At 59.1% G+C, this 24,784-nt stretch carries 28 protein-coding genes; 11 read left to right on the forward strand and 17 right to left on the reverse strand.

Going from position 1 to position 24,784, the window contains the following annotated elements:
- Positions 1-2: 2 nt before the first annotated feature.
- The 4 genes from modB to ACM530_RS25200 form a co-directional block, all read right to left on the reverse strand.
- Positions 3-683, reverse strand: a complete 681-nt coding sequence (gene modB, locus ACM530_RS25185; protein WP_404482932.1) for a molybdate ABC transporter permease subunit — start codon at positions 681-683, stop codon at positions 3-5.
- On the reverse strand, positions 684-1,457 hold the full coding sequence (gene modA / locus ACM530_RS25190) for a molybdate ABC transporter substrate-binding protein (protein ID WP_242196494.1): 774 nt from the start codon (positions 1,455-1,457) through the stop codon (positions 684-686). It abuts the gene before it with no gap.
- Between the two features lie 113 nt (positions 1,458-1,570).
- Complete coding sequence (locus tag ACM530_RS25195; RefSeq protein WP_416363436.1) at positions 1,571-2,635, reverse strand: NAD(P)H-dependent flavin oxidoreductase; 1,065 nt, start codon at positions 2,633-2,635, stop codon at positions 1,571-1,573.
- Between the two features lie 110 nt (positions 2,636-2,745).
- Positions 2,746-3,624, reverse strand: coding sequence for an alpha/beta fold hydrolase (locus ACM530_RS25200; protein WP_416363437.1), 879 nt, complete (start codon positions 3,622-3,624; stop codon positions 2,746-2,748).
- 174 nt (positions 3,625-3,798) lie between these two features.
- Here ACM530_RS25200 and ACM530_RS25205 point away from each other — a divergent pair, with 174 nt between their 5' ends.
- Positions 3,799-4,389 (forward strand): CGNR zinc finger domain-containing protein, encoded by a 591-nt coding sequence (locus ACM530_RS25205; RefSeq protein ID WP_404482929.1) that lies wholly within the window; start codon positions 3,799-3,801, stop codon positions 4,387-4,389.
- 127 nt (positions 4,390-4,516) lie between these two features.
- Here ACM530_RS25205 and ada read toward each other — a convergent pair whose 3' ends face one another.
- From ada to ACM530_RS25225, 4 genes are all read right to left on the reverse strand, one after another.
- The gene (gene ada, locus ACM530_RS25210) at positions 4,517-5,560 is read right to left on the reverse strand and encodes a bifunctional DNA-binding transcriptional regulator/O6-methylguanine-DNA methyltransferase Ada (protein ID WP_416363438.1); all 1,044 of its coding nucleotides are present in this window, start codon (positions 5,558-5,560) and stop codon (positions 4,517-4,519) included.
- Between the two features lie 75 nt (positions 5,561-5,635).
- Positions 5,636-6,301 (reverse strand): DNA oxidative demethylase AlkB, encoded by a 666-nt coding sequence (gene alkB / locus ACM530_RS25215; protein WP_369302908.1) that lies wholly within the window; start codon positions 6,299-6,301, stop codon positions 5,636-5,638.
- Positions 6,302-6,304: 3 nt separating this feature from the next.
- Complete coding sequence (locus tag ACM530_RS25220; protein WP_164487941.1) at positions 6,305-6,472, reverse strand: hypothetical protein; 168 nt, start codon at positions 6,470-6,472, stop codon at positions 6,305-6,307.
- 25 nt (positions 6,473-6,497) lie between these two features.
- Complete coding sequence (locus ACM530_RS25225) at positions 6,498-6,800, reverse strand: DUF1883 domain-containing protein (protein ID WP_416363439.1); 303 nt, start codon at positions 6,798-6,800, stop codon at positions 6,498-6,500.
- Between the two features lie 211 nt (positions 6,801-7,011).
- Between ACM530_RS25225 and ACM530_RS25230 the strand changes: the two genes are divergently transcribed.
- Positions 7,012-7,362, forward strand: a complete 351-nt coding sequence (locus ACM530_RS25230; protein WP_106579154.1) for a hypothetical protein — start codon at positions 7,012-7,014, stop codon at positions 7,360-7,362.
- A 279-nt stretch (positions 7,363-7,641) separates the two neighbouring features.
- Entirely contained in the window at positions 7,642-7,872 is a 231-nt protein-coding gene (locus ACM530_RS25235; protein ID WP_145160887.1) for a hypothetical protein, read from the forward strand.
- A gap of 8 nt (positions 7,873-7,880) precedes the next feature.
- On the opposite strand, the gene ACM530_RS25240 is transcribed toward ACM530_RS25235, so the two are convergent.
- Positions 7,881-8,165: a hypothetical protein gene (locus ACM530_RS25240; RefSeq protein WP_262209659.1), complete on the reverse strand. Its 285-nt coding sequence runs from the start codon at positions 8,163-8,165 to the stop codon at positions 7,881-7,883.
- Positions 8,166-8,310: 145 nt separating this feature from the next.
- Positions 8,311-8,496 carry a hypothetical protein gene (locus ACM530_RS25245; protein ID WP_028616218.1) on the reverse strand — a complete coding sequence of 62 codons (186 nt, stop codon included), beginning with the start codon at positions 8,494-8,496 and terminating at the stop codon, positions 8,311-8,313.
- A gap of 309 nt (positions 8,497-8,805) precedes the next feature.
- On the opposite strand from ACM530_RS25245, the gene galU reads away from it, so the two are divergent.
- A complete protein-coding gene (galU, locus tag ACM530_RS25250; RefSeq protein WP_003230743.1) occupies positions 8,806-9,645 on the forward strand; it encodes a UTP--glucose-1-phosphate uridylyltransferase GalU in 840 nt (279 codons plus the stop codon).
- A 104-nt stretch (positions 9,646-9,749) separates the two neighbouring features.
- Positions 9,750-11,108, forward strand: a complete 1,359-nt coding sequence (gorA, locus tag ACM530_RS25255) for a glutathione-disulfide reductase (RefSeq protein ID WP_416363440.1) — start codon at positions 9,750-9,752, stop codon at positions 11,106-11,108.
- On the opposite strand, the gene ACM530_RS25260 is transcribed toward gorA, so the two are convergent.
- A complete protein-coding gene (locus tag ACM530_RS25260; protein WP_416363441.1) occupies positions 11,109-12,116 on the reverse strand; it encodes a DNA-binding protein in 1,008 nt (335 codons plus the stop codon).
- A gap of 170 nt (positions 12,117-12,286) precedes the next feature.
- Between ACM530_RS25260 and ACM530_RS25265 the strand changes: the two genes are divergently transcribed.
- From ACM530_RS25265 to ahpF, 3 genes are all read left to right on the forward strand, one after another.
- Positions 12,287-13,219 carry a site-specific integrase gene (locus ACM530_RS25265; RefSeq protein WP_145160878.1) on the forward strand — a complete coding sequence of 311 codons (933 nt, stop codon included), beginning with the start codon at positions 12,287-12,289 and terminating at the stop codon, positions 13,217-13,219.
- 133 nt (positions 13,220-13,352) lie between these two features.
- Positions 13,353-13,916 carry an alkyl hydroperoxide reductase subunit C gene (gene ahpC / locus ACM530_RS25270; RefSeq protein WP_053255965.1) on the forward strand — a complete coding sequence of 188 codons (564 nt, stop codon included), beginning with the start codon at positions 13,353-13,355 and terminating at the stop codon, positions 13,914-13,916.
- Between the two features lie 126 nt (positions 13,917-14,042).
- Positions 14,043-15,608 (forward strand): alkyl hydroperoxide reductase subunit F, encoded by a 1,566-nt coding sequence (gene ahpF, locus ACM530_RS25275; protein WP_145160876.1) that lies wholly within the window; start codon positions 14,043-14,045, stop codon positions 15,606-15,608.
- A 62-nt stretch (positions 15,609-15,670) separates the two neighbouring features.
- Here the strand turns inward: ahpF and gloA are convergent, their stop codons facing one another.
- Positions 15,671-16,192, reverse strand: a complete 522-nt coding sequence (gloA, locus tag ACM530_RS25280; RefSeq protein ID WP_106579161.1) for a lactoylglutathione lyase — start codon at positions 16,190-16,192, stop codon at positions 15,671-15,673.
- A 197-nt stretch (positions 16,193-16,389) separates the two neighbouring features.
- Here gloA and ACM530_RS25285 point away from each other — a divergent pair, with 197 nt between their 5' ends.
- Positions 16,390-16,926, forward strand: coding sequence for a DUF4946 domain-containing protein (locus ACM530_RS25285; protein ID WP_145161232.1), 537 nt, complete (start codon positions 16,390-16,392; stop codon positions 16,924-16,926).
- Between the two features lie 112 nt (positions 16,927-17,038).
- Here ACM530_RS25285 and ACM530_RS25290 read toward each other — a convergent pair whose 3' ends face one another.
- The 3 genes from ACM530_RS25290 to ACM530_RS25300 all read right to left on the reverse strand — a co-directional run bounded on the left by ACM530_RS25290 (position 17,039) and on the right by ACM530_RS25300 (position 20,135).
- Positions 17,039-17,404: a histone-like nucleoid-structuring protein, MvaT/MvaU family gene (locus ACM530_RS25290; RefSeq protein ID WP_145160874.1), complete on the reverse strand. Its 366-nt coding sequence runs from the start codon at positions 17,402-17,404 to the stop codon at positions 17,039-17,041.
- Positions 17,405-17,604: 200 nt separating this feature from the next.
- Positions 17,605-19,146: an EAL domain-containing protein gene (locus tag ACM530_RS25295; RefSeq protein WP_416363442.1), complete on the reverse strand. Its 1,542-nt coding sequence runs from the start codon at positions 19,144-19,146 to the stop codon at positions 17,605-17,607.
- A gap of 101 nt (positions 19,147-19,247) precedes the next feature.
- A complete protein-coding gene (locus tag ACM530_RS25300) occupies positions 19,248-20,135 on the reverse strand; it encodes a LysR family transcriptional regulator (RefSeq protein ID WP_416363443.1) in 888 nt (295 codons plus the stop codon).
- Positions 20,136-20,211: 76 nt separating this feature from the next.
- On the opposite strand from ACM530_RS25300, the gene ACM530_RS25305 reads away from it, so the two are divergent.
- Both ACM530_RS25305 and hppD read left to right on the forward strand, forming a co-directional pair.
- Positions 20,212-21,135 (forward strand): DMT family transporter, encoded by a 924-nt coding sequence (locus ACM530_RS25305; RefSeq protein ID WP_416363444.1) that lies wholly within the window; start codon positions 20,212-20,214, stop codon positions 21,133-21,135.
- Between the two features lie 245 nt (positions 21,136-21,380).
- A complete protein-coding gene (hppD, locus tag ACM530_RS25310) occupies positions 21,381-22,457 on the forward strand; it encodes a 4-hydroxyphenylpyruvate dioxygenase (protein ID WP_145160866.1) in 1,077 nt (358 codons plus the stop codon).
- Positions 22,458-22,512: 55 nt separating this feature from the next.
- On the opposite strand, the gene rarD is transcribed toward hppD, so the two are convergent.
- Complete coding sequence (gene rarD / locus ACM530_RS25315; protein WP_416363445.1) at positions 22,513-23,394, reverse strand: EamA family transporter RarD; 882 nt, start codon at positions 23,392-23,394, stop codon at positions 22,513-22,515.
- Between the two features lie 314 nt (positions 23,395-23,708).
- Entirely contained in the window at positions 23,709-24,719 is a 1,011-nt protein-coding gene (locus ACM530_RS25320; protein ID WP_145160862.1) for an aldo/keto reductase, read from the reverse strand.
- Positions 24,720-24,784 lie beyond the last annotated feature (65 nt).

Below are 24,784 nucleotides of genomic sequence, written 5' to 3' on the forward strand. Positions count from 1 at the left end.
GATCAGCTCCAGGCCATCTTGGTTTTACGGCTGGAGTAAAGCGCCAGCAATACGAGGAAGGCGAACACCACCATGGAGCCGGCCAGCCAGTGCGCCTGGGCGTATTCCATGGCTTCGACGTGGTCGTAGATCTGCACCGAGACCACGCGGGTTTTGTTGGGGATATTGCCGCCGATCATCAGCACCACGCCGAACTCACCGACGGTGTGCGCAAAGCCGAGAATCGACGCGGTGATAAACCCCGGGCGGGCCAGGGGCAGGATCACCGTGAAAAAGGTGTCCCACGGGTTGGCGCGCAAGGTTGCGGCCACTTCCAGGGGGCGTGTACCGATGGCGCCGAAGGCGTTTTGCAACGGCTGCACCACAAACGGCATGGAGTAGATCACCGAACCCAGTACCAGCCCGGTGAAGCTGAAGGTCAGGGTGCCCAGGCCCAGCCATTGGGTGAATTGGCCGAAATAGCCATTGGGCCCCATGGTCAACAGCAGGTAAAACCCGATGACCGTCGGCGGCAATACCAACGGCAGGGCAACGATTGCGCCGATGGGGCCGCGCCACCAGGAACGGGTGCGCGACAGCCACAGCGCAATCGGAGTGCCGATGACCAGCAGGATCACGGTGGTCAGTGACGCCAGTTTGAGGGTCAACCAGATCGCGGAAAAATCGGCACTCGACAGCGGCATTTACTGGCCCAGCTCGTAACCGTAGGACTTGATCACCGCAGCGGCTTTCGGGCCTTTGAGGTAGTCGACCAGGGCTTTGGCTGCGGCACTGTCCTTGCCTTTGGTGAGGATCACCGCGTCTTGCTTGATCGGATCGTGCAGCGAGGCGGGCACAATCCACGCCGAACCGCGGGTGACTTTGCCGTCCTTGTAGATCTGCGACAGGGCGACGAAGCCCAGTTCAGCGTTGCCGGTGGAGACGAACTGGAAGGCTTGGGTGATGTTCTGCCCGGTGACCAGCTTGTCTGCGACCTGCTCGCTCAGACCTTCCTTGGCCAGCACTTGAGTGGCGGCCAGGCCGTAAGGTGCAGTTTTGGGGTCGGCGATGGACAAGTGCTGGTACTGGTTTTTCTTCAGCACCTCGCCTTTGGCATCGACGTAGCCTGGCTTGGCCGACCACAGCGCCAGGGTGCCGACCGCGTAGGTAAAGCGCGAACCTTTGACGGTAGCGCCTTCGTCATCGAGCTTTTTGGGGGTGGTGTCGTCTGCGCTGAGGAACACTTCGAACGGCGCGCCGTTCTTGATCTGCGTATAGAACTGGCCGGTGGCGCCATAGGCCGCAACGAGTTTGTGGCCGGTGTCTTTCTCGAAGTCGGCGGCGATTGCCTGGATCGGCGCGGTGAAGTTGGCGGCCACGGCCACCTGCACTTCGTCGGCCTGCGCCGAGCCCAGGGCAAAGGCGGCGATCAGGGTGGCGAGGGCTGTGGGGGCCAGGCGCGAGGCGCGGATCATCATGAAGCAGCTCCTTTGAGGGTGTACGGCTCGTTATAGATAGAAGGCTTTACCGCTATGTAGGGGAATATATAGCGGTTGGCCATCGCCGGTACAGCGCAAAGTTGCCCCTGACGTCAGTTCTGCTTGAGCTTTGCCAGCGCCTGCGCGGCCAGCTCGCGAGTCAGGTCATAAGTGGATGCATCTTTGCACAGGCGCAATGCCTGGCCCGACCACAGGTTGCTGAAACCCGCCTCGTCCTTGGCCTTGAGCGGCATCAGGGCACCACCGGACGTGGGGAAGGCAGGCGCCGCCGGATTGATCGCGCCCAGTTCACGCATCACGCGGTTGACGATGCCTCGCGCCGGGCGGCCGGTGAACAGGTTGGTCAGCGCGGTTTCGCTGGCCTGGGCACGACGCAGCGCAGCGGCGTGGGAGGCGCTGACGTTGGCTTCTGGCGTAAACAGGTAGGCGGTGCCGATTTGTACGGCTGATGCGCCCAGAGCAAGGGCCGCGACGATGCCGCGCGCATCAGCAATACCGCCGGCCGCAATCACGGGCACGCTGACGGCGTCGACGATCTGCGGTACCAGCGCCATCAAGCCGATCTGGGTATTGAGGTCGTTGCTGAGAAACAAGCCACGATGCCCGCCGGCCTCAATCCCCATCGCAATAATTGCATCGCACCCATGCTGTTCCAGCCAGACCGCTTCTTCCACGGTGGTGGCGGATGACAGCACTTTGGCGCCGGTGGCTTTTACCCGGTCGAGCAAGGTTTTTTCCGGCAGGCCAAAGTGAAAACTCACCACCTCGGGGCGGAACGCCTCGACCACCTGGCAGGCGGCCTCGTTAAAGGGCGCGCGGTTGGAAACGGGTGTTGGCGCATCAAAATCGGCGCCCAGTTCGCGGTAGTAGGGTTGCAACAGGTCCTTCCAGCGACGGTCGCCGGCCTCATCGGCGTCGGGCGGTTGATGGCAGAAGAAATTCACGTTGATGGGGCGGGTACTTGCCTGGCGGATCGTGCTCAAGGCTTCGCGCAGTTGCTCGATGGTCAGCGCTGCGGCGGGCATCGAGCCCAGCGCACCCGCTTGATTGGCGGCAATCACCATGGCGGTGGTCGTGGCACCGGCCATAGGGGCTTGGATGATGGGCAGTTGAATGCCCAGCAGGTCGATGATTCGCGAGTCTGGCCAGGTGCTCATGGGATGCGTCTCCAGCGTGAGTAGGACTTTGCGCTGTTTTAACAGGGGCCATTGGCACCCGGCCAGTGCGTATTATTCACTGGACGAGAGCAGGGTTTCGTGAAGCGCCATCAATCGATGGCATGCCCCAGCACCGCGTGAATACGCCCGGCGATATGGGCCGCATGGGTTTCCAGGGCGAAGTGGCCGGTGTCCAGCAGTTCAACCACCGCGTTGGCGTTGTCGCCCTTGTAGGCATGGGCGCCAGGCGGGATAAAAAACGGATCGTTCTGACCCCAGATCGCCAGCGTCGGCACCTGGCTGGCTTTGAAAAATGCCTGGAACGCCGGGTACAGCGTGAGGTTATTGCGGTAGTCGAGAAACAGGTCCAGCTGGATTTCGTCGTTGCCCGGGCGTTGCATCAACAGCACGTCCAGCATGTAGGACTCCGGTGCGACCAACTCCGGCTGACTCACTCCATGCAAGTACTGGTAGCGCGTGCCTTCCAGGCTGATGACCGCGTTGCGGATCACCTCGCGATTGGCTGCGCTCGCGTCCGCCCAGTAGGCGCGAATCGGCGCCCAGGCATCGCCCAGCCCTTCCAGATACGCGTTGCCGTTTTGCGAGACCAGCGCGCTGACCCGTTCCGGATGCGCCACCGCCAGGCGCAGGCCCACGGGTGCTCCGTAATCGAAAACGTACAGGGCGTAGCGGCTCAGTTTCAGCGCATCGACGAAATGCCCGATGCTGATCGCCAGGTTATCGAAGCTGTACTGGTAATCGCGCTCGACGGGCACCTCGGTGAAGCCGAAACCTGGCAAATCGGGCGCGATGACCCGATAGCGCGTGGCGAGCAGCGGGATGAGGTTGCGGTACATATGCGACGAGCTGGGGAACCCGTGCAGCAGCAACATGACCGGAGCCGAAGGATCGCCGGCTTCACGGTAGAACACGCGCACACCATCGACATCAACGTGCTGGTAGCGAACGACGGGGGTTGCGATAGACATGATGAGGACACCTTTTGTAACTGGATTGGTTGGTAATACGGGTTACTGATTTAGAGGCTGCGCCCAAATCTGTAACCTGTCAAACCAGTTATTGAGGTTATCAATTGTTGAGTCTGTAACTATCCAAAGACAAAAATAGCGGTTACGATTGCGCGGTGCTCAAGAGGACAAACCATGGCCACCCTTACGCCCCATGCCCCACCATCACAACCCTATGTACTGGCCGACGAGCCGGTGCTGGACATGCTCAATACCCTGGCGACTGTCGACGGCCAGCCAGTGGATTTCTGGCACACCGACGCCGACGTTGCGCATTGGCTGGTGCGCCTGGAGTGGGTAGCGCAAGCGAGCATTCCCACGTTCGAAGAAGGTGCTTTGCTGGGGGCTGCACGCCAACTGCGCGAGGTGATCCGTGAACTGGTGGCCGCGCGCAAGAGCGGTGAGACGGGCAATCCGGCGGCGCTCAACAGTTTTTTACGCAAGGCGGTCAGCTATCCGCAGTTGGTCTGGCCTGTGTCCGGGCAGCCTCAACTGGAGCGCCAGCGCAAGCAACAGACGGCGGAGCAGTTTTTGTCGCCGATTGCCGAAGCAGCGGCTCAGTTATTGGTGGCCGGTGATTTCAGCTTGATTCGCCGCTGCGAGCATCCGGAATGTGTTCTGTGGTTTTATGACCGGACCAAAGCGCACAAGCGCCGTTGGTGCAGCATGGCGCTGTGTGGCAACCGGCATAAGGTTGCGCAGTTCCGTAAACGCAAGGCCCTGTAAGCGCACACTGACGCTTTAAAAGAAGAGGGCAGTGCAAGAAATTTCGGGTGGCCGGGCTCAACGTGCGCACACGTAATGTGGATGAGGCCCAGCCTGCAGCGCACAAAATCGGTGCGGCGCTGAGTCTTTACTGACTTTCCCGTTCCAGCAGCTGCCGCTTGCGCTCAACGCCCCAACGGTACCCGGAGAGCTCGCCATTGCTGCGTACGACGCGATGGCAGGGGATCGCCACAGCCAGGTGATTGGCGCCACAGGCCTGGGCCACCGCACGAAAGGATGTGGGCGCGCCGATGCGCTGGGCGATCTGCGCGTAGCTGGCCGTGCTGCCCACCGGAATGTCGCGCAGTGCCCGCCACACGCGCTCCTGAAAGGCGGTCCCGCGCAAGTCCAGGGGCAAATCCAGGCCCAGCGCCGGTGCTTCGACAAACCCCACGACCTGGGCGATCAATTGTTCGAAATGCCGATCCGCACCCACCAACTCGGCCTTGGGAAATTGATCCTGCAGGTCGCGCACCAGCGTGTCCGGATCGTCCCCCAGCAAAATCGCACACACGCCCCGTTGGCTCTGCGCCACCAGAATGGCCCCCAGCGAGCACTGGCCCACGGCGAAATGGATCTCGCTGTTAGTGCCACCGGCCTTGTAATCGCTGGGTTTCATGCCGAGTAACTGATCGGCGGACTCATAAAAGCGGCTGTTTGAGTTAAAGCCTGCGTCGTACACCGCGTCCGTCACGGAATGCTCGCCCTTGAGGCCAACACGCACTTTGCGCGAGCGAAGGGCGCTGGCGTAGCCCTTGGGCGTCAGGCCGGTGATGGCTTTGAAAACGCGATGAAAATGGAACGAACTCAAGCCGGCCAGGCGCGCAAGTGCGTCAAGGCTGGGCGGCGTTTCGGCCTGTTCTATATGCCGGCACGCGTCGGCGACTATCTGCGCGTGGTGCGCGGCCAATTGGGTCTGGTCGCCCGCGGCGCGTTTACTCGGCCTATAACCCGCCGCTTCGGCCTGCGCAGGGGTGTCAAAAAATTCGACGTTCTCCGGCCGTGGCAAGCGCGAGGCGCTGCTGGGGCGGCAATAAACGCCGGTGGTTTTTACGCCGTAGACAAACAGCGCGTCAGCCTTGGCATCGCGGGAGACGATGGCGGCCCAGCGAGGGTCTTGTTGGTTGTTCATGGCCTGCACTTTTGACGGGTCACGGGCAGATTAACCGCGCAGGTTGCGCTCGACACTCCGAAGCTTGCGGTCAAATCAACCGGCCGTGCGAAACGTCAGGTTGATACGTTGTGGGCCCATCACCGGATGCACGCCTTCCTTGATCGGCATCACCCCATGAAAACGTAAACGATCGACGCCACCCCAGACCACGACATCGCCGTGAAACAACGAGATTTTCTGCGTGCGGTTACCACGCTCATGCCCGCCGAACAGGAAAATGGCGGGCAGCCCGAGGGACACGGAAACCACCGGGGCGCTATAGCAACGTTCGTTTTTATCCTGGTGCAGCGACATTTTGGCCCCGGGCACATAACGGTTGATCAGGCAGGCATCCGGGGAAAAGTCATTGAAGCCGGCTTCTGTGGCCGCCAGCTTGGCAAGCTCGCGCAAAGCGTCCGGCATCGCCGGCCAGGGTTGCCGGCTGCGCGGATCAACCGGGCTGTATCGATAGCCGGAGCTGTCGGTGGTCCAGCCCAGTGCGCCGCAACTGCTCAGGGCCGCCGACATGGTAAATCCGCCGGGTGTGACCATCTGCCGGAACGGTGATTGAGCCAATACGCGCCGCAGTTCAGGTAGCAAGCGATCAATCCAGGGCAGGGCATAGCCCCTCAGCACGTAAGACTCTTCGCCGATCTGCTCGCGCCCGGCCGGTTGTTGCAGCGCATCGTCGGCGAACAAATCCGCCGTAGGGCCGGACATCGCTTACAGCGCCTTGCTCACGGTGATGTCGGTGATTTCGTCACTGGCATCGTGGATTTTCGCCAGCGCCTGCTGGGCTTCTTCGACACTGTTGGTGTGCAATTGCGCGAACTCAAAGCGACGTTCGCCGTTGAGTTTGTACTTGATGACGTATTTGGTTGTGGTAGTCACAGTGTTTTCCTGTCGAGTGTTCGGGTCAGCTCAGTTTGGTACTGGTGCGACGAACGATGCGAATCTTGTGAGACAACGCTGGCTTACGCGTGACGCTGATGGCGCGGCGTGTCACTACATCCAGGGTGATATTCCAGAAACCGGTGCTGGGTGCGGTGATTTTTGCCGGGAATTTGCCGAACGCGCCGCCGTGATAGGTGTGACGGCCACCGTTCTTGAAGCTGCGAAAATTGGCGTCGCTCATCAGGCGAATGTTGCACGTTTGTGAGCATTCGATGACAACGATGTCGCCCTCGTTGAGGTGCTCGCGCTGGTGGATGAATTTCATGGGTGTCTCCAGAAGGGCTTTTTCTGAAAAATCAGAATGATACGTAGGTTAAGATAGAGTTTATCAGCCCCAGCGCGTTTATTATCGGGTCGTCGTCGACGACTTCGACAATTTAAAACAGTTATTTCCCGAGTTTTTAGAGATAAATCCTACATTGGCGGGAGAAATCTACTCTCTACGCTGTCGTAGGATCTTTATCGGAGGTTTAAGTATGAAGTGGAGTGTGTTGGTTCTGGCCCTGGCCTTAGGTGGGTGTGCTTCGGTTGCAGATATCAAGCAGACCCCGCCAACATTGGTGGTTATTTCAGGTAAAAAACCGCCGGAATATGCCGCGTGTGTCGTGCGCAAGCTCGCCGCCACCCGCAGACCGCCGCAGATCGAACCTCACAAGGACGGTGTACAGGTGATTGTGCCGCAAAAATTCTCGGCTGATCCGTCGGCGATCTTCGAGATTGAAGAACGCTCCAGCGGCAGCAGCATCAAACTTTATGAAAGCATGTCGAACGTGCCCATTCGACCTGGTGATGTGAAGAAAGCCGCAGAGGATTGCATCTCCGGCTGAGCCCCAGGCTCATTGGCGCTTGAATCCGATAAAAAAGCCTAACGCTGCAGTGCAGCGTCAGGCTTTTTTTTGCCGTGCGTTTGGGTGTTGTCGCGAGAGGTCCATTTCCCTACCATTTATAAGCTTATGCGCTTGTGATCTAGCTTATAACTATAAAAATGGAGCCGTGATGAGCGTGTTGATCGGGCAAGGCATCCGTTAAACTGTCGGGTATTCAATGCAAAAAATGCCGCGCAACCCTAACGATTGCGTGGCATTTGTCTTTTTCTGGGAACCGTCATGAAGCGTGAACACGTCAAAGCCCACCAGGCCGAGGGTCAAATTTCGGCCACCCATGTCATTCAGAATCCTGCCGATCTTGGCGAGTGGATCGTGTTTTTCAAAAAAAGCGGCGGACGCAGTTTTTTTCTGGTGGACGAGCAGGATGAAGTCGAGTCATTCGCGCGTCTGGATGACCTTATCGAGCTTCTGCGCGGGCTGGGCATCAAGTTCGCCGAAATACACCTGTAGCCGTCTGGCTATTTGCACACGACCACTACGCTTCGGCTCTTGAAGTTGCCTACGTCTTTGCCCAGGGTCTTGTCGTCTTCCTTGAGCGAGGGCGTGCCTTCGGTACCGACGATACGGTAGCCGGTGCCTGCGCAGGAGGCGTCGGCTTTCTCGTAGCAGCTGGCCCACGAGTTGGCTTCGCCCGAGCAGTCGATGGTCAGGCCTTGCTCGCCATTTTTCAGGAAGGTGTCGGAGGTGGTGGTGCAGCCGCTCATCAGCGCCAGGGTTGCAGTCAGTGCCAGAATCTTGTTCATGAGTTGAGTCGTCGTCGAGGGTGTTGGAGGGAGCGCTGACACTGTCGTGGGGCGTTCGCAGCAGATTATAGCGAACTGCCACCTAGGTACAGACAAACACAAAAAAGCCCCGTCAATCGGGGCTTTTTGCGCAAGTCGCCGTGGCTTACTTGCCTTTGGGTCTTTTGCTCGATGCGTGGCCGGCTTCGTCCACAAACACTTCGGCTACCGCGATAGCCTGGCTTTCAGTCGGAAATACCCCGGCAACGCTGTCACCGTGAAAGTTGATCAAGTGCCAGCCGTCTGCTCGCTGTGTGATCAGGTAGCCGTTTACGCCTTTTGGTTCTGACATCTATTAACAATCTCGTGGTCTGGTTCAAGCGCGTCATGATAGCGCCAAATGCCGGGGGAAAGCGCAAGTTGTTGCAGGTCAGTGTGACGCGCGGCAAAGCGTGCTAAAACAGTTATACCCCTTTTAATCATTGGGGGATGGCATGTTTTGCCGAACCGCTGGGCAAGCTCTTGGCAGGATCAGCGGAACTTACGCCGACATTTTTTCTCTATGATGACATCGCAACGCCAGCAGGACCCATTGTAAGGTGACTGCGGCCTCATTAGACTGCGCCGAATTCCGTACGCACAGCCCTTTGTAAGGACTCATATGATCAAGAAATGCTTGTTCCCAGCAGCCGGTTACGGCACTCGCTTCTTGCCAGCGACCAAAGCCATGCCCAAAGAGATGCTGCCGGTGGTGAACAAGCCACTGATTCAGTACGGCGTCGAAGAGGCATTGGATGCCGGTCTGAACGAAATCTCCATCGTCACCGGCCGTGGTAAGCGCGCACTCGAAGACCACTTCGACATCAGCTACGAGCTGGAAAACCAGATCAAGGGCACCGACAAGGAAAAATACCTGGTCGGTATCCGTAAATTGCTCGACGAGTGCTCGTTCTCCTACACCCGTCAAACCCAGATGAAAGGCCTCGGCCACGCGATCCTCACCGGCCGCCCGCTGATCGGTGACGAACCGTTTGCCGTGGTACTGGCGGACGACCTGTGCGTCAACCTGGAAGGCGACGGCGTACTGACCCAAATGGTCAAGCTGTACCAGAAATACCGCTGCACCATCGTTGCGGTGATGGAAGTCAATCCGGCCGAAACCAACAAGTACGGCGTGATCGCCGGTGACGACATTGGTGATGGCCTGATCCGCGTACGCGACATGGTCGAGAAGCCAGCGCCGGAAGACGCGCCGTCGAACCTCGCGATCATCGGCCGTTACATCCTCACCCCGGACATTTTCAAGCTGATCGAAGAAACCGAGCCAGGCAAGGGTGGCGAGATCCAGATCACCGACGCCCTGTTGAAGCAAGCCAAAGACGGTTGCGTGATTGCCTACAAGTTCAAAGGTCAGCGTTTCGACTGCGGTGGCGCTGAAGGCTACATCGAGGCGACCAACTTCTGCTACGAGCACTTCTACAAGACTGGCAAGGCTTACTGATTCACGCTTGCTGAGTGTTTTAAGAGAAAGCCACCCTCGGGTGGCTTTTTCGTTTTTCAGCCCCATCTAAATCGGTATGCTGATGACCTGCCGAGGAGAGTGAAATGGCCTACGATTTTGACCTGTATGTAATTGGCGCCGGTTCTGGCGGTGTTCGCGCGGCGCGTTTTGCCGCTGGCTTTGGCGCCAAGGTGGCCGTGGCGGAAAGCCGCTACCTGGGCGGCACGTGCGTTAACGTCGGTTGCGTACCGAAAAAACTGTTGGTGTACGGGGCGCATTTCGCCGAAGACTTCGAACAAGCGAGCGGTTTCGGCTGGTCGTTGGGTGAAGCTGACTTTGATTGGGCGACCCTGATCGCCAACAAGGATCGCGAAATCAACCGCCTCAATGGCATCTATCGCAACCTGCTGGTCAACAGTGGCGTGACCTTGCATGAAGGGCATGCGCGTCTGGTGGATCCGCACCAGGTAGAGATTAATGGCGAACGCTTTACCGCCAAGCACATCCTGATCGCTACAGGTGGCTGGCCACAGATTCCGGAGATTCCAGGGCGCGAACACGCTATTGGTTCCAATGAGGCATTCTTCCTCAAGGCGCTCCCCAAACGTGTGCTGGTGGTCGGCGGTGGCTACATTGCCGTTGAGTTCGCGGGCATTTTCCATGGCCTGGGCGCGCAGACCACGCTGCTGTATCGCGGCGATCTGTTCCTGCGCGGTTTCGACGGTTCAGTGCGCACCCATCTGAAGGAAGAGCTGACCAAGCGCGGCCTCGACCTGCAGTTCAACGCCGACATCGAGCGTATCGACAAGCAAGCCGATGGCAGCCTCAAGGCCACCTTGAAAGACGGCCGCGTGCTCGAGGCCGATTGCGTGTTCTACGCCACTGGCCGCCGCCCGATGCTGGACAACCTGGGCCTGGAAAATACTGGCGTCAAGCTGGACGAGCGCGGCTTCGTTGAGGTGGATGACCTGTACCAGACCGCTGAGTCGTCGATCCTGGCGATCGGCGATGTGATTGGTCGCGTGCAGTTGACGCCGGTGGCCCTGGCTGAAGGCATGGCGGTGGCGCGTCGTCTGTTCAAGCCCGAGCAGTACCGCCCGGTGGATTACGCGATGATCCCGACAGCGGTGTTCAGCCTGCCAAACATCGGCACTGTCGGCCTGACTGAAGAAGAAGCGAAAAAGAACGACCACAAGGTGCAGATTTTCGAAAGCCGTTTCCGGCCCATGAAGCTGACGCTGACCGATTGCCAGGAAAAAACCTTGATGAAGCTGGTGGTCGACGCTGACACCGACAAGGTGTTGGGTTGCCACATGGTCGGCGCGGATGCCGGCGAGATCGTGCAAGGCCTGGCGATCGCGCTCAAGGCGGGCGCGACCAAGCAGCATTTCGATGAAACCATCGGCGTGCACCCTACGGCGGCGGAAGAGTTCGTCACCATGCGCACGCCTGTGGCTGACTGATCAGGCTTGCGGTGTTGCCTCTGGCGCCGTTGCAACGGCGGCCGCCAGGCGCAGTGCCTCGATACTGGCCTGGGCCTTGATAAGGTCCAGTTCCAGGGTTTTGTTGGCAAGCTGGTGTTCGGTCAGCGCTTCCTGGCGCGATTGACTCTCCATTACCGCCACCCGCAGGCGTTCCTGAAGCAGGGTGCGTTCGCTTTCAATCAGGTTTACCTGTTCGCCAAGCTTTTGCTGCAGAGCCTGGTCTTTGCGGGTTTGCGCTTGCAGCGCGGTCAGTTCCTTCATGGTCACGCGGTGTTCAATCAATAACCGTTCGTTGTCGCGATGCAGCTGCGTGATTTCGTCCTGGCGCACCATGGCGCTTTGCTGAGCCTGGCGCAGTTCCGCCTGCACTTGTTGCAGTTGGCCCTCGTGGCGGCGCTGTTCCTGCTCGCGCTGCTCCTTGATTGCAGTGCGGTAATGCTCCAGCGCCTCCCGGGCGTGCAGGTGTTTTTCTTCCAGTGATCGAATCTGTTCGTCCTTGTCCGCAATCCTTAACTCGTAATCGCTGCACGCCTGGCTGAGCCCGGCGTTGCGGGTTTGCTCGGTCTGCAGGCTGGTACTGGCGGTTTGCAGGGCGGCGCTTTCTTCTGCCAAGGCGGCGGCCTGGATATCAAATTGTTGCTTGAGCTCGGCGTGAGCTGCCTCCAGCGCCTCTACCTGGGCGAGCAGGGCGGCTTTGTGCTGTTCGAACTGCGCCAAGGCCAGGTCGATAGGTTCCTGAGCCTTCTCTTTCAAACGTAAAGCCAGCCGTGCAACCAGTTCGCCGAGCTCATCATCGATTGGCGCTTCGGTGATGCTCAGCCGGCTTTCGCTATCGTCCAATTCCTTCAAATAGCGATGAATCGTGGTTTTCGAGCCGGTATTGCCCATCTCGATGCGCACCGCGTCGATGCTGGGGTTTTCGCCGCGGGCAAGGATCGCCAAGCGTGCCGTTTGAACTACTGCTTTGTTTATGCCGCCGCGAGCCATGGAGTCTCCGTCGATTTCGTACTGTGGTACAGAGTATGTATATACATACTGTAACATAAATAAAAACACGTTTAAATTCATGATTTAACAGATGGGATATTGGCGTATTATCCCGTGTCATAGCGGTTTTTAGCGCGGATTCACCCTGCAGCAGTACGAATAGGCCTTTCATGAGCGAACTGGATCGATACCTCAACGCCGCCACACGCGATAACACTCGCCGTAGTTACCGGGCGGCCATTGAGCACTTCGAGGTGAGTTGGGGCGGTTTCCTGCCGGCGACCAGCGACAGCGTCGCGCGCTACCTGGTGGCGCATGCCGGCGTGCTGGCGGTAAACACCTTGAAGCTGAGGCTCTCGGCGTTGGCGCAATGGCACAGCAGCCAGGGGTTTCCCGACCCGACCAAGGCGCCGGTGGTGCGCAAGGTGCTCAAGGGCATTCGCGCGGTGCACCCGGCGCAGGAGAAGCAGGCCGAGCCGCTGCAACTCAAGCACCTCGAACAGGTGGTTGCATCGCTGGAGGCGGAAGCGCGACAGGCGAGCAGCGACCAGGACGTGCCTCGCTTGCTGCGCGCCAAGCGCGACACCGCGCTGATTTTGCTGGGCTTCTGGAGAGGGTTTCGCAGCGACGAGTTGTGCCGCCTGCACATCGAACACGTGCAAGCAGTGCCTGGCGCTGGCATCAGTCTGTACCTGCCACGCAGCAAAAGTGATCGCGACAACCTCGGCAAGACCTACCAGACCCCGGCGTTACTGCGGCTGTGCCCGGTACAGGCCTACAGCGACTGGCTCAGTGCTTCGGCGTTGGTGCGTGGCCCGGTGTTCCGCGGGATTGATCGCTGGGGCAACCTGGGCGAGGAGGGCTTGCACCCTAACAGTGTGATCCCGCTGCTGCGCCAGGCGCTGGAGCGCGCGGGCATTCCGGCCGATCAGTACACCAGCCATTCCCTGCGCCGAGGTTTCGCCACCTGGGCTCATCGCAGTGGCTGGGACTTGAAGTCGCTGATGAGTTATGTCGGTTGGAACGACATGAAATCTGCCATGCGCTATGTTGAAGCGACGCCCTTTCTTGGCATGACCTTGGCCACCCAACCGTTGATTTGAGATTTCTTCTATTAATACGATCACCTGATAGGCAAAACCAATCGTCAGCATCAGGTTTGCCAATGAGCCAACGATCAAGAGAGTGGGTAGGATTCACCCCATCAACTTCTTAACCCCTGACGGAGAGTCAACGATGCCTATCATCAACAGCCAAGTAAAACCGTTCAAAGCAACTGCTTACAAAAACGGCAACTTCGTAGACGTGTCGGACGCTGACCTGAAAGGCAAATGGTCCGTCGTGTTCTTCTACCCAGCCGACTTCACCTTCGTTTGCCCAACCGAGCTGGAAGACCTGGCTGACAACTACGCCGAATTCCAGAAACTGGGCGTCGAAATCTACAGCGTTTCCACCGACACCCACTTTGCCCACGCTGCCTGGCACAACACTTCGCCAGCCATCGGCAAAATCCAGTACACCATGATCGGCGACCCAACCCTGACTATCTCTCGCAACTTCGATGTACTGATCGAAGAAGCTGGCCTGGCAGACCGCGGTACCTTCGTGATCGACCCAGAAGGCAAGATCAAGATCGTTGAACTGAACGACGGTGGTGTTGGCCGTGACGCTTCCGAGCTGCTGCGCAAAATCAAGGCCGCTCAATACGTAGCTGCCCACCCAGGCGAAGTGTGCCCAGCCAAGTGGAAAGAAGGCGAAGCGACGTTGGCTCCGTCCCTGGACCTGGTCGGCAAGATCTAAGTCTGTGAAGTATCAAGGGCGGAACTCCGCACTTAAGTAAGCTGCATCCGCCTCAAAACGCCCGGGCGAGATTCGCTCGGGCGTTTTTTTGTCTGCAATAAACCGAATTAATAGGAAATCGCCCGTATGTTGGACGCCAATCTTAAAGCTCAGTTGAAGTCATACCTGGAACGGGTCACCCAGCCGATCGAGATCGTCGCCTCCCTCGACGACGGTGCGAAATCCCAGGAAATGCTTGCCCTTTTGCAAGACGTAACCAGCCTCACCACGCTGATTACTCTGAAAACCGATGGCGATGATGCGCGCAAGCCGTCGTTCTCCATCAACCGCCCGGGTGCCGATATCAGCCTGCGTTTCGCCGGCATCCCCATGGGCCATGAATTCACCTCCTTGGTGTTGGCATTGCTGCAAGTCGGCGGCCACCCCTCGAAGGCCAGTGTCGAAGTGATTGAACAAATCCGCGCCCTCAAAGGCGAGTTCAGCTTCGAGACGTACTTCTCGCTGTCCTGCCAGAACTGCCCCGACGTGGTCCAGGCACTGAACCTGATGGCCGTGCTCAACCCGAACATCCGCCACGTCGCCATCGACGGCGCGCTGTTCCAGGCTGAAGTCGATGAGCGCCAGATCATGGCGGTACCGAGCGTGTACCTCAATGGCGTGAACTTCGGTCAGGGCCGCATGGGCCTGGAAGAAATCCTCGCCAAGCTCGACACCAGCGGTATCGAAAAAGCCGCAGAAAAAATCAGCGCCAAAGACGCCTTTGATGTCCTGGTAGTCGGCGGTGGCCCAGCCGGTTCGGCGGCCGCTATCTACGCTGCACGTAAGGGCATCCGCACTGGTGTGGCGGCTGAACGCTTCGGCGGGCAAGTGCTGGACACCATGTCCATCGAGAACTTTATCTCGGTGCAGGAGACCGAAGGGCCGAAGCTGGCCAGCGCGCTTGAAGCCCACGTGCGTCAGTACGACGTGGACATCATGAACCTGCAGCGTGCCAGCAGCTTGATCCCTGCGAAAAACGCCGGTGACCTGCACGAGATTCGCTTCGAAAGCGGTGCGACCCTCAAGTCCAAGACCGTGATCCTGGCCACGGGCGCCCGCTGGCGCGAAATGGGTGTGCCGGGCGAGCAGGAATACAAAGCCAAGGGCGTGTGCTTCTGCCCGCACTGCGATGGTCCGCTGTTCAAAGGCAAGCGCGTGGCAGTGATCGGCGGGGGTAACTCCGGCGTTGAAGCGGCTATCGACCTGGCGGGTATCGTCAGCCATGTGACCTTGCTCGAGTTCGACAGCAAGCTGCGCGCCGACGCCGTGTTGCAGCGCAAGCTCTACAGCCTGCCGAACGTCGACGTGATCACCAGTGCGCTGACCAGTGAGGTCAAAGGTGATGGCCAGAAAGTCACTGGCCTGGCGTATAAGGACCGCGACAGTGGCGAGTTCAAGACCATCGACCTGGAAGGCATCTTTGTCCAGATCGGCTTGTTGCCCAACACTGACTGGCTCAAAGGCACGGTGGAGCTGACCCCGCGTGGCGAGATCATTGTCGACGCGCGTGGTGAAACCTCGCTGCCAGGTGTATTCGCCGCCGGTGACGTAACGACCGTACCGTACAAGCAAATCGTGATTGCGGTAGGCGAGGGCGCCAAGGCTTCCCTGAGCGCGTTCGATCACCTGATCCGCACGTCCGCACCTGCGTAAAGTCGGACCCGGAAATGAAAAACCCCATGAGTGATCATGGGGTTTTTTATGGCGCGAGGCTTTTACATCGGTGCTGGCTGAATAATCTCGACCCAGTACGCATCCGGGTCCTTGATGAAGGCCAGGCTTTTCATGCGGCCGTCGGTCAGGCGCTTCTGGAAGTCACAGCCCAGGGCTTCGAAGCGTTCGCACGCAGCGACGATATCCGGCACCGAAATGCAGATGTGGCCAAAGCCACGCGGGTCGGTGTTGCCGTTGTGATACGCGAAGTCGGCATCGTTTTCGGTGCCGTGGTTGTGGGTCAGTTCCAGGATGCCCGGGATCGACTTCATCCACTGGGTGCGTTCAGCGGCGTCGGCCGGGATCTGAGCCTTGTCCACCAGGGCCAGGAAGTACAGGCTGAATTCGGCTTCCGGGAAGTCGCGCTTTTCAACCAGGGAAAACCCCAGGACGCGGGTGTAGAAATCCAGCGACTTGGTGATGTCTTTGACCCGCAGCATGGTGTGGTTGAACACGAAGTTCGTGGTGGCGGTGTCAGGCTGGGCAGTGACGCCCGGGAAAGTGTTCAGTTCGTGCAGGCTCATGGGCCCTCCAGAAAAAATGGGGCAAACGCGACTTGAAATGATAGGCGCGGTCCGTTGGCTTGCGGCAAGCGTCCATGCAGCCGAGCCATGATACGCAAGGGCCGCCCAGTGCGCCAAATGAAAAAGGTCACGCAGCGCTTGCGACCAGCGGGTGCCGGGCTCAAACTTTGACGCTTGAACCTTGGGCGTTTTTTGCAATGATCGAATTTCGTAAATCGCTGTTGAGCTCGTTGTGTTTACTGCTGGTTAGCCCGTTCGTACTGGCGGCGGACCCGGAAATTCACTGGCCCAGTGGCTGGCAAGTCGAGGAAGTGGAGCCGGACGGCGAAGCACCGGTAAAACCCCAGGCCGTGTCTCGCCAGCGCGCGATCAAGAACGACGAAAATGGCAATACCTTGATGGTCATGGAGTTGACCGGCACACCGATCGAGGCGGGTCATAAAGTTAATCTTCAGGGCGTGTTGCTGGAAATGCGTAAATCCATCCAGAAAGATTTTGCCGGCAGCGGTTATCAAAGCGTGTGCACCAAGATGCACCCAACCACATTGAGCCGTCTTGATGCGTTGGAAACAACTTGCGTGATTACCGAGAATGGCCGACACGTGTTGTCGCAAACATTAGTCGGTGCGGTAGATACCGACACAGCCTATGTTTTTTCATACGCAGGCCAAGCCCAAGCCTATGAGGCCAGCCAGAACGAAGTCGGATCGGTACGCGACAGCCTGAAACTTTGAAGGTGTCAGATTGATCGGATTTGAACAAAATGAAATGTTAGTTAAGTTCGTTTTCGAATCCTTAAACAAAAAAAGCCCCGCATCAGCGGGGCTTTTTGTTAGTGCAATGCGATCAGCCGCGAAGCCAGGAATCTACAGTGGCGGCTCCGTACTGTTCTTTCCAGGCTTTGAGGCCGCGGTGGTTGCCGCCTTTGGTCTCGATCAGCTCGCCGGTGTGCGGGTTGTGGTAGACCTTGACCACACGTGCGCGGCGCTGTTTGGGGGCGGCGGACGTTGCAGCACCGGCCTTGGCTGGGTGTGGGTCAAGGATCGCGATGATGTCGCGCAGGCCTTTGCCGTAGTGTTTCATCAAGCCTTGCAGCTTTTCTTCGAATTCGATTTCTTTCTTCAGGCCGGCATCGTTCTTCAGGGATTCCAGCTGTGCAAGCTGCTCTTGAAGGGCTTTTTCTGCTGCGCGAAATTCGGCGAGTCTGGACAAAATCTGTACTCCAATAATGTAGTTTGCTGATATCAACTGCAGACAAAGCTATAAGCCAAGCGCTTATAAAGTGACTCAAAGAAAGAGGCCTTTCTGCGAGTTCAGCACAGGCAGGAAAAATTGTAGTAGTTAATGCCCCACGAGTAAATCACGTCGTTTACCTAAATAAAATTATTTCATCAAAGGTAATGAGTGGCTATTCAACGGCTGGCCAGCGACTTAATGAACTCTTCACCGGGGAGTGGTCGGCCAAACAGGTAACCCTGCAGAAAAACCACACCGTGCGCCGCCAGATATTCACATTGCTCTGCTGTTTCCACGCCCTCGGCCACGATGCCCAGGTCCAGCTTGCCGGAGAGTTCGATGATGCTGTCGAGGATATGCCGTGAAAGTGCATCAGCGCCAATCATGGCCACAAAGCTTTGATCGATTTTCAAGTAATCGACATTGAAGTTGCGCAAGTAACCGAGGCTGGAGTGCCCGGTACCAAAGTCATCGATGGCAATCATCACCCCCAGTTGATGCAGGGCGTCGAACAGCTGACGCGTGATATCCGTGGGCTTGATCAGTTCACGTTCGGTCAACTCCAGCACCAGCGTCACTTGGCCTGGGGCGAACGCGGCGAGAAACGTTCGACAATCTTCCACCAGGTCCAGATCCTCACAGTGGCGTGCCGTGATATTCACGCCAACATGAAAGCCCGGACTGAAACGCGCGGCATGCGGGGCCAACTGCGCGGCGGTCTGGCGCAGCAAGGCGCGGGTCATCGGCACGATCAGGCCGGAATGTTCCGCCAACGGGATAAACAGGTCGGGACGCACCAGGCCTTCTTTTGGGTGCTGCCAACGCATCAGCACTTCACAGCCGGCCCATTCACGCGTGTCGCCGCGCACCACTGGTTGAAAGTACGGAATGAACTCGTTGGCACCCAAGGCGCGTTGCAGTTCATGGGTGGGCGCAGACGAGCGCTTTTGCAGCCAGTGCGCAAGCACGCCCGACAGCACGCCAAAAAACACCAGCAGGCTGAACAGTGCCGGATAGCGCGCTTCCATGTACCGCCACACTTCACCGGCCGGCATGCCGGCGTCGACACTGTAGTGATAGCGCTCTGAGGCCAGGTGGTGATGGGCCACCTCGAACACCGGCACGGGCGTGTTGTGCACCTTGCCGTCGGCATCCAGCCAGTTGGGGCCCACTTGCAGCACCAAGTGTGCGTAACGGCTGATCAGGCGCAAGACGTTGGCCAGGTGAAAGCCATCAATCGAGGCGAACGCGGCCTTGTCGCCTTCGACCAACCGGTTAACCAGCAGCGCGGTATCCGGTGTGACCGGGTTGCCATTCATCAACCACAGATTCCCGTCCACGTAGTCATCCGGGTTGACTGCCGACTGGTAGTGATCGCCAAACAGCGAGCTGCAATAGATGTTTTTCTGCCAGGACAACGTTGTCGCGCGCACAAAGGGCCGGCGCGTGACCTGTTCACGCAGCGCCAGCTGCGCGCCGTTGTCGCACGGCTGACCGGCCAGTGGCAGCAAGGCCTGGGCGGCGAGGGTGGTGTTATCGAGCATCAGGTCAAACTGGCGCACGGCTTCACGGGCGGTTTGCGCAGTGCTTTGTTGCAGGGTGCGTTCGGCTTGCCAGTGCAGAATGACCATGCCCAATGCGATGGGCAGCAGGCCACTGAGGGTGGTAATCAAATAGCGGGTGGCGCGTTTTCGCGGGCCGTTTACGGTCAGGGGCATGGAGAGACGGCCTGTCGCAGGATGGGAAAAGCCCCGAAGGGCTGATCAGATAGATCAAATGATAGATGGCGCGTGCGAAATAAGCTCGCTGTACCTCGCGGTCAGATGAGTCCGGACCGCTGGAAATTCAGCGTCTGCGCCAGTTGGATGAACGCAAGGGTCGCAGGTGTCGACTGACGTTGGTCCAGCACCGCCAGGCCAATATCACGGCCCACCAGTGGCGAAAGCGGGCGCACCTGGTAACGTGCGTCCGGCGTCTGCGGCAAGGACGCCTGCGCCACTACACTCACGCCGTCGCCGCGGCTCACTGCCTCAAGCGTACTGAGCAATTGCGAGCAGCGGTAACGCACATTTGGGGTCAGACGCGCGCTGCTGAACAACCGCGAGACCAGCTCCTGCGAGCCGGCGTCGGTGAGAATGAACGGGTCGTCACACAGCGCCTTCAAGGTCACGCAAGGTTGCGCAGCCAGCGGGTGCGCAGCGGGCAGCAGGGCGACCATCTGGTCGTTGAACAGCGCAAACGTATCGAAGCGTTCCTGTTCGAGCACCACAAACCCCACGTCGATGCGCCGCTCGTCCAGCCACTGGATCACTTGGCGGTCCGGGCCTTCGTCCACGTGCACCTCAATGCCCGGGTGCTGACGCCTGAATGGCTCGAGAATGCGCGGCAGCAGGCGGTTAGATGACGTCGGGCCAAAAGAGCCGATACGCAACGTGCCGCGCTTCATGCCTCGCGCATCCGAGGCTTCCTGTTGCAGGGTGTCGGCCACGCCCAGCAGGGTGCGCGCACGCATCAGCAATTGCTGGCCGATATCACTGAGTTCGACCTGGGACTGATGGCGCCGAAACAGCTCGACGCCCAATTCCTGCTCCAAGGCCTTGATGGCATGCGACACGGCTGACTGGCTGATGCCCAGGCGGTGGGCGGTGTGGGTGAAGCTTTGCAGCTCGGCCACCCGCGAGAAGATTTGCAGTTGCGTAAGGGTCATGAGCAATTACTCATTTTACGATGATCAGTCATTAGCCACAGGATATCTCAATCCTGACATTCACAGAGCCTCACCAATGACGTCCTCTCCCGATCGCCTGACTTACCTCAAACTTGCCGCTGTCACCATGATCTGGGGCGCGACCTTTGTGGCCGGCCGCTACCTGGCTGCCGACGTAGAGCCGCTGCTGGCTGCCACGCTGCGTTTTGTGTTTGCCAGCGCGGCGCTGCTGGGCTTCATGGCCCTGGCACGCGTGCGCCTGGCTCGGCCCAGCGTCACGCAACTTGCGCAGCTGGCAATGCTGGGGTTCTGCGGGATCTTTTTCTACAACCTGTGTTTCTTCTACGGCCTGCATTACATCAATGCGTCGCGAGCGTCGCTGATCGTGGCCTTGAACCCGGCCGTGATCGGCCTGGGTTCGTGGTGGCTGTTCAAGGAGCGGCTAGGCACGGCCAAATGCCTGGGCATTGCCTTGTGCCTGGGCGGCGCGGGTGCGGTCATCCTGAGCCGCAATCCCCATGCGCTGCAGGGTGCGGCCAACACCTGGGTGGGGGATCTGCTGATTTTTGGCTGCGTGTTGGGGTGGGGCGCCTACTCGCTGTTTTCCCGCAGCCTCAACCAGAGCCTTGGGCCATTGCAGACGGTGACCTGGTCGATCTTGCTGGGCACGGCGATGTTGACGCTCACCACGCTGATCGGTGGCAAGCTCACCGTAAATGCGCTGAGCGCGATCCACTTGCCGCAACTGCTCAGCCTGCTGTACCTGGGCGTGTTCGGCTCGGCGCTGGCCTACATCGCCTGGTATGACGGCATTCGCCGCATCGGCGCGACCCGCGCCGGCGTGTTCATCGCACTCAACCCGCTGACGGCGGTGATCTGCGGCGCCGTGCTGCTGGATGAGCACCTGAGCGCGCCGATGCTGGTGGGCGGGGCGGTGATCCTGCTGGGCATCCATCTGTGCAACAAACCCCTTGCGCAGCCCAAGCCATTGGGGATTTGATAAGAGTGCGGACAAACCCTGTTACGCTGTGTAGAATCGATTTACGCATACAAGAATATGGACTTGCGCTCACGCAAGCCTCGGCCGTCAGAGACTGATGTAATCATGAAGCTACTCGGCTCCCCCCTCATCTTTGGTGATTTCCTCGCGCGCAGCGTGCGAGGCCTGTCCTGCGCGCCACCCTGCAACCTCATCCTTGCTCGCAAATAACCCTGTGTTAATTACAAGAATGATGAGGTGCCACCATGGCAGACCAATACGAAAACCCAATGGGCCTGATGGGCTTTGAATTTATCGAATTCGCATCGCCAACGCCGGGCACCCTGGAGCCGATCTTCGAGATCATGGGCTTCACCAAAGTCGCCTCCCACCGCTCCAAGAACGTGCACCTGTATCGCCAGGGCGAAATCAACCTGATCCTCAACAACCAGCCCGACAGCCTGGCCTCCTACTTTGCGGCCGAACACGGCCCGTCGGTGTGCGGCATGGCGTTCCGCGTCAAGGATTCGCAGCAGGCCTACAACCGCGCACTCGAACTCGGCGCCCAACCGATTCATATCGAAACCGGCCCGATGGAGCTGAACCTGCCAGCCATCAAGGGCATCGGCGGCGCGCCGCTGTACCTGATCGACCGTTTCGGCGAAGGCAACTCGATCTATGACATCGACTTCGTGTACCTAGACGGTGTGGACCGCAACCCGGTGGGCGCCGGCCTCAAGGTCATCGACCACCTGACCCACAACGTGTATCGCGGGCGCATGGTCTATTGGGCCAACTTCTACGAGAAGCTGTTCAACTTCCGTGAAGCGCGCTACTTCGATATCAAGGGCGAATACACCGGCCTGACGTCCAAGGCCATGAGCGCTCCGGACGGCATGATCCGCATCCCGCTGAACGAAGAATCGTCCAAGGGCGCGGGCCAGATCGAAGAGTTCCTGATGCAGTTCAACGGCGAAGGCATCCAGCACGTGGCGTTCCTCACCGACGACCTGGTCAAGACCTGGGACGCGCTGAAGAACATCGGCATGCGCTTCATGACCGCGCCGCCAGACACCTACTACGAAATGCTCGAAGGCCGCCTGCCTAACCACGGCGAGCCGGTGGACCAACTGCAAGCGCGCGGCATTCTGCTCGACGGTTCGTCGATTGCCGGCGACAAGCGCCTGCTGCTGCAAATCTTCTCGGAAACCCTGATGGGCCCGGTGTTCTTCGAATTCATCCAGCGCAAGGGCGATGATGGGTTTGGCGAGGGCAACTTCAAGGCACTGTTCGAGTCGATCGAGCGTGACCAGGTGCGTCGTGGTGTACTGACCGCCGACTAAGCGTAAAAAAGCCCGGCCGAGGTAACCCTCGGCCGGGCTTTTTAGGGCCTGCGCATCACGCTTTGCGCTGATGCACCAAGTGCTTGAAGCCTTCGTACACCAGCACCATCACCGCCAGCCAGATCGGGATATAGGTCAGCCACTGGCCGCCCTTGATGCCTTCGCCCAATATCAGCGCCACCGCCAGCAGCAACACCGGTTCTACATAGCTGAGCAGCCCGAACAGGCTGAAAGGCAGCTGTCGGCTGGCCACGATATAGCTGACCAGCGCCGAGGCACTGATCACACCCAGCATCGGAATCAATGCATACAGCTTCGGATGACTGTCCATCACGGCAAAGCCTTGTTCGCCGTGCTGCACAAACCACCAGGCCACGGGCAGCATCAGTGCCATGTCCAGCCACAAGCCGCCCAGGTGATCAGTGGTCAGGTATTTGCGCACCACAAAATAGATCGGGTAACCAATGATCACCACCAGGGTTGCCCAGGAAAAACCACCGGCCTGATACAGCTCGTTGAGCACGCCGAGCGCGGCAAAAAATACCGCGATCTGCTGCAGGCGCGACAAGCGTTCGCCGTACACCAGGCGCCCGGTCAACACCATGGTCAGCGGCAGCAGAAAGTAGCCAACCGACACATCCAGGCTGCGCCCATTGAGCGGTGCCCACATAAATAGCCACAGTTGCACGCCGAGCAACGCCGACGACAGCAGCACACCGCCGATCAGCCGCGGCTTGGCCGCCAGCATCCGCACCAGCTCCCATACCCGCCGCCATTCGCCGCTGACGATCATGAACACGGTCATGCACGGCACGGTCAGCAGCATGCGCCAGCCGAAAATTTCCAGGCCGCTCAATGGCGTGAGCAGCGAGGTGAAGTAATACATCACGGCAAACAACACCGAGGCCAATACCGACAACACAACACCTTTAGACACACTGTCCTCGCGAAAACGAATAGCTACAAAAGAGGGGGGATATTTCAGGAGGGGATTATGGTGCTTTTGGCGGCAGACGGTTGCGCTGTTTTGGGGCGTTTTGCAGGAAATTTTCTCGCCACACCATGTTTAGCCAAATCGCGTAAGGCAAGCGGGCATAGTGTGGCGAGCGGGCTTGCCCCGCGTTGGGCTGCGAAGCAGACCCAAAACCAGACACCGCATTGTGTCAGACACAACACGGTGACCCGGATGGGGCCGCTTCGCAGCCCAACGCGGGGCAAGCCCCCTCGCCACACTCCTACACGTTGCAGGCGCTAGGCGCGCGCCACGCGGCCCGAGACAAAATGGCCCACATCATTAAACCCCGGTGTGGACGAATGCCCCGGTGTCACCAGCGAATCAATAAAGGCCTCATCTTCAGCGCTGATCTTCACTTCCAGCGCGCCGGTGTACGCGTCCCACTGCGCTTCGGTGCGCGGCCCGACAATTGCCGAACTCACGGCCGCGTTGTTCAGCACCCAGGCAATCGCAAACTCGACCATGCCGACGCCGCGCCCTTGGGTGTACTGCTGAATCTGTTGGGCGATGCGCAGTGACTCCACGCGCCATTCGGTTTCCAGAATGCGTTTGTCCTGACGCGCTGCACGGCTGCCCGCTTGAGGAGCGACGTCGGGTGCGTACTTGCCGCTGAGCACGCCGCGCGCCAGCGGGCTGTAAGGCACCACGCCCAGGCCGTAGGCGGCAGCGGCGGTGAGCTGCTCGACCTCGGCCTGGCGATTGACGATGTTGTACAGCGGTTGGCTGATGATCGGCTGGTCCACGCCCAAACGCTCGGCCACGCGCATCACTTCGGCGATGCGCCAGCCCCGGTAGTTGGACAGGCCCCAATAGCGGATCTTGCCCTGGCGGATCAGATCGCCAATCGCCGACACCGTGACTTCCAGCGGCGTGTCATGGTCTTCGCGGTGCAGGTAATAGATGTCCAGGTAGTCGGTGTCCAGGCGCGTCAAGCTGGCTTCCAGCGCGTTGAAAATGCGCTTGCGGCTCAACCCTCTGCGATTCGGCACGCCGTCGGCCGGGCCGATGCCGACCTTGGACGCCACCACCCAGTCCTGGCGATGACGAACGATGGCCTCGCCGACGATTTCTTCGGAACGCCCGCCGGTGTAGACGTCGGCGGTGTCGATAAAATTGATGCCCTGGTCCCAGGCCTTGTCGATGATGCGCAGCGAGTCTTCGGTGTTGGTCTGTTCGCCAAACATCATGGTGCCCAGTGTCAGTGCGCTGACCTTCAACCCGGACTGGCCCAATGTGCGGTAAATCATGCAAAGCTCCTCATGGCAGGGAAACGTGAACCCTGCAATACCAGACTCAAGGGCTCTGGAACAAG

Origin of the sequence: Pseudomonas sp. NFX183, from assembly GCF_047943075.1 — a bacterium.
In the GTDB taxonomy this organism is placed as follows: domain Bacteria; phylum Pseudomonadota; class Gammaproteobacteria; order Pseudomonadales; family Pseudomonadaceae; genus Aquipseudomonas.

Bases quoted from the DNA above. Each gene is read 5' to 3' on its own strand.
- modB (WP_404482932.1), bottom strand. From the start codon at position 683: ATGCCGCTGTCGAGTGCCGATTTTTCCGCGATCTGGTTGACCCTCAAA.
- modA (WP_242196494.1), bottom strand. From the start codon at position 1,457: ATGATGATCCGCGCCTCGCGCCTGGCCCCCACAGCCCTCGCCACCCTG.
- ACM530_RS25195 (WP_416363436.1), bottom strand. From the start codon at position 2,635: ATGAGCACCTGGCCAGACTCGCGAATCATCGACCTGCTGGGCATTCAA.
- ACM530_RS25200 (WP_416363437.1), bottom strand. From the start codon at position 3,624: ATGTCTATCGCAACCCCCGTCGTTCGCTACCAGCACGTTGATGTCGAT.
- ACM530_RS25205 (WP_404482929.1), top strand. From the start codon at position 3,799: ATGGCCACCCTTACGCCCCATGCCCCACCATCACAACCCTATGTACTG.
- ada (WP_416363438.1), bottom strand. From the start codon at position 5,560: ATGAACAACCAACAAGACCCTCGCTGGGCCGCCATCGTCTCCCGCGAT.
- alkB (WP_369302908.1), bottom strand. From the start codon at position 6,301: ATGTCCGGCCCTACGGCGGATTTGTTCGCCGACGATGCGCTGCAACAA.
- ACM530_RS25225 (WP_416363439.1), bottom strand. From the start codon at position 6,800: ATGAAATTCATCCACCAGCGCGAGCACCTCAACGAGGGCGACATCGTT.
- ACM530_RS25230 (WP_106579154.1), top strand. From the start codon at position 7,012: ATGAAGTGGAGTGTGTTGGTTCTGGCCCTGGCCTTAGGTGGGTGTGCT.
- ACM530_RS25235 (WP_145160887.1), top strand. From the start codon at position 7,642: ATGAAGCGTGAACACGTCAAAGCCCACCAGGCCGAGGGTCAAATTTCG.
- ACM530_RS25240 (WP_262209659.1), bottom strand. From the start codon at position 8,165: ATGAACAAGATTCTGGCACTGACTGCAACCCTGGCGCTGATGAGCGGC.
- ACM530_RS25245 (WP_028616218.1), bottom strand. From the start codon at position 8,496: ATGTCAGAACCAAAAGGCGTAAACGGCTACCTGATCACACAGCGAGCA.
- galU (WP_003230743.1), top strand. From the start codon at position 8,806: ATGATCAAGAAATGCTTGTTCCCAGCAGCCGGTTACGGCACTCGCTTC.
- gorA (WP_416363440.1), top strand. From the start codon at position 9,750: ATGGCCTACGATTTTGACCTGTATGTAATTGGCGCCGGTTCTGGCGGT.
- ACM530_RS25260 (WP_416363441.1), bottom strand. From the start codon at position 12,116: ATGGCTCGCGGCGGCATAAACAAAGCAGTAGTTCAAACGGCACGCTTG.
- ACM530_RS25265 (WP_145160878.1), top strand. From the start codon at position 12,287: ATGAGCGAACTGGATCGATACCTCAACGCCGCCACACGCGATAACACT.
- ahpC (WP_053255965.1), top strand. From the start codon at position 13,353: ATGCCTATCATCAACAGCCAAGTAAAACCGTTCAAAGCAACTGCTTAC.
- ahpF (WP_145160876.1), top strand. From the start codon at position 14,043: ATGTTGGACGCCAATCTTAAAGCTCAGTTGAAGTCATACCTGGAACGG.
- gloA (WP_106579161.1), bottom strand. From the start codon at position 16,192: ATGAGCCTGCACGAACTGAACACTTTCCCGGGCGTCACTGCCCAGCCT.
- ACM530_RS25285 (WP_145161232.1), top strand. From the start codon at position 16,390: ATGATCGAATTTCGTAAATCGCTGTTGAGCTCGTTGTGTTTACTGCTG.
- ACM530_RS25295 (WP_416363442.1), bottom strand. From the start codon at position 19,146: ATGCCCCTGACCGTAAACGGCCCGCGAAAACGCGCCACCCGCTATTTG.
- ACM530_RS25300 (WP_416363443.1), bottom strand. From the start codon at position 20,135: ATGACCCTTACGCAACTGCAAATCTTCTCGCGGGTGGCCGAGCTGCAA.
- ACM530_RS25305 (WP_416363444.1), top strand. From the start codon at position 20,212: ATGACGTCCTCTCCCGATCGCCTGACTTACCTCAAACTTGCCGCTGTC.
- hppD (WP_145160866.1), top strand. From the start codon at position 21,381: ATGGCAGACCAATACGAAAACCCAATGGGCCTGATGGGCTTTGAATTT.
- ACM530_RS25320 (WP_145160862.1), bottom strand. From the start codon at position 24,719: ATGATTTACCGCACATTGGGCCAGTCCGGGTTGAAGGTCAGCGCACTG.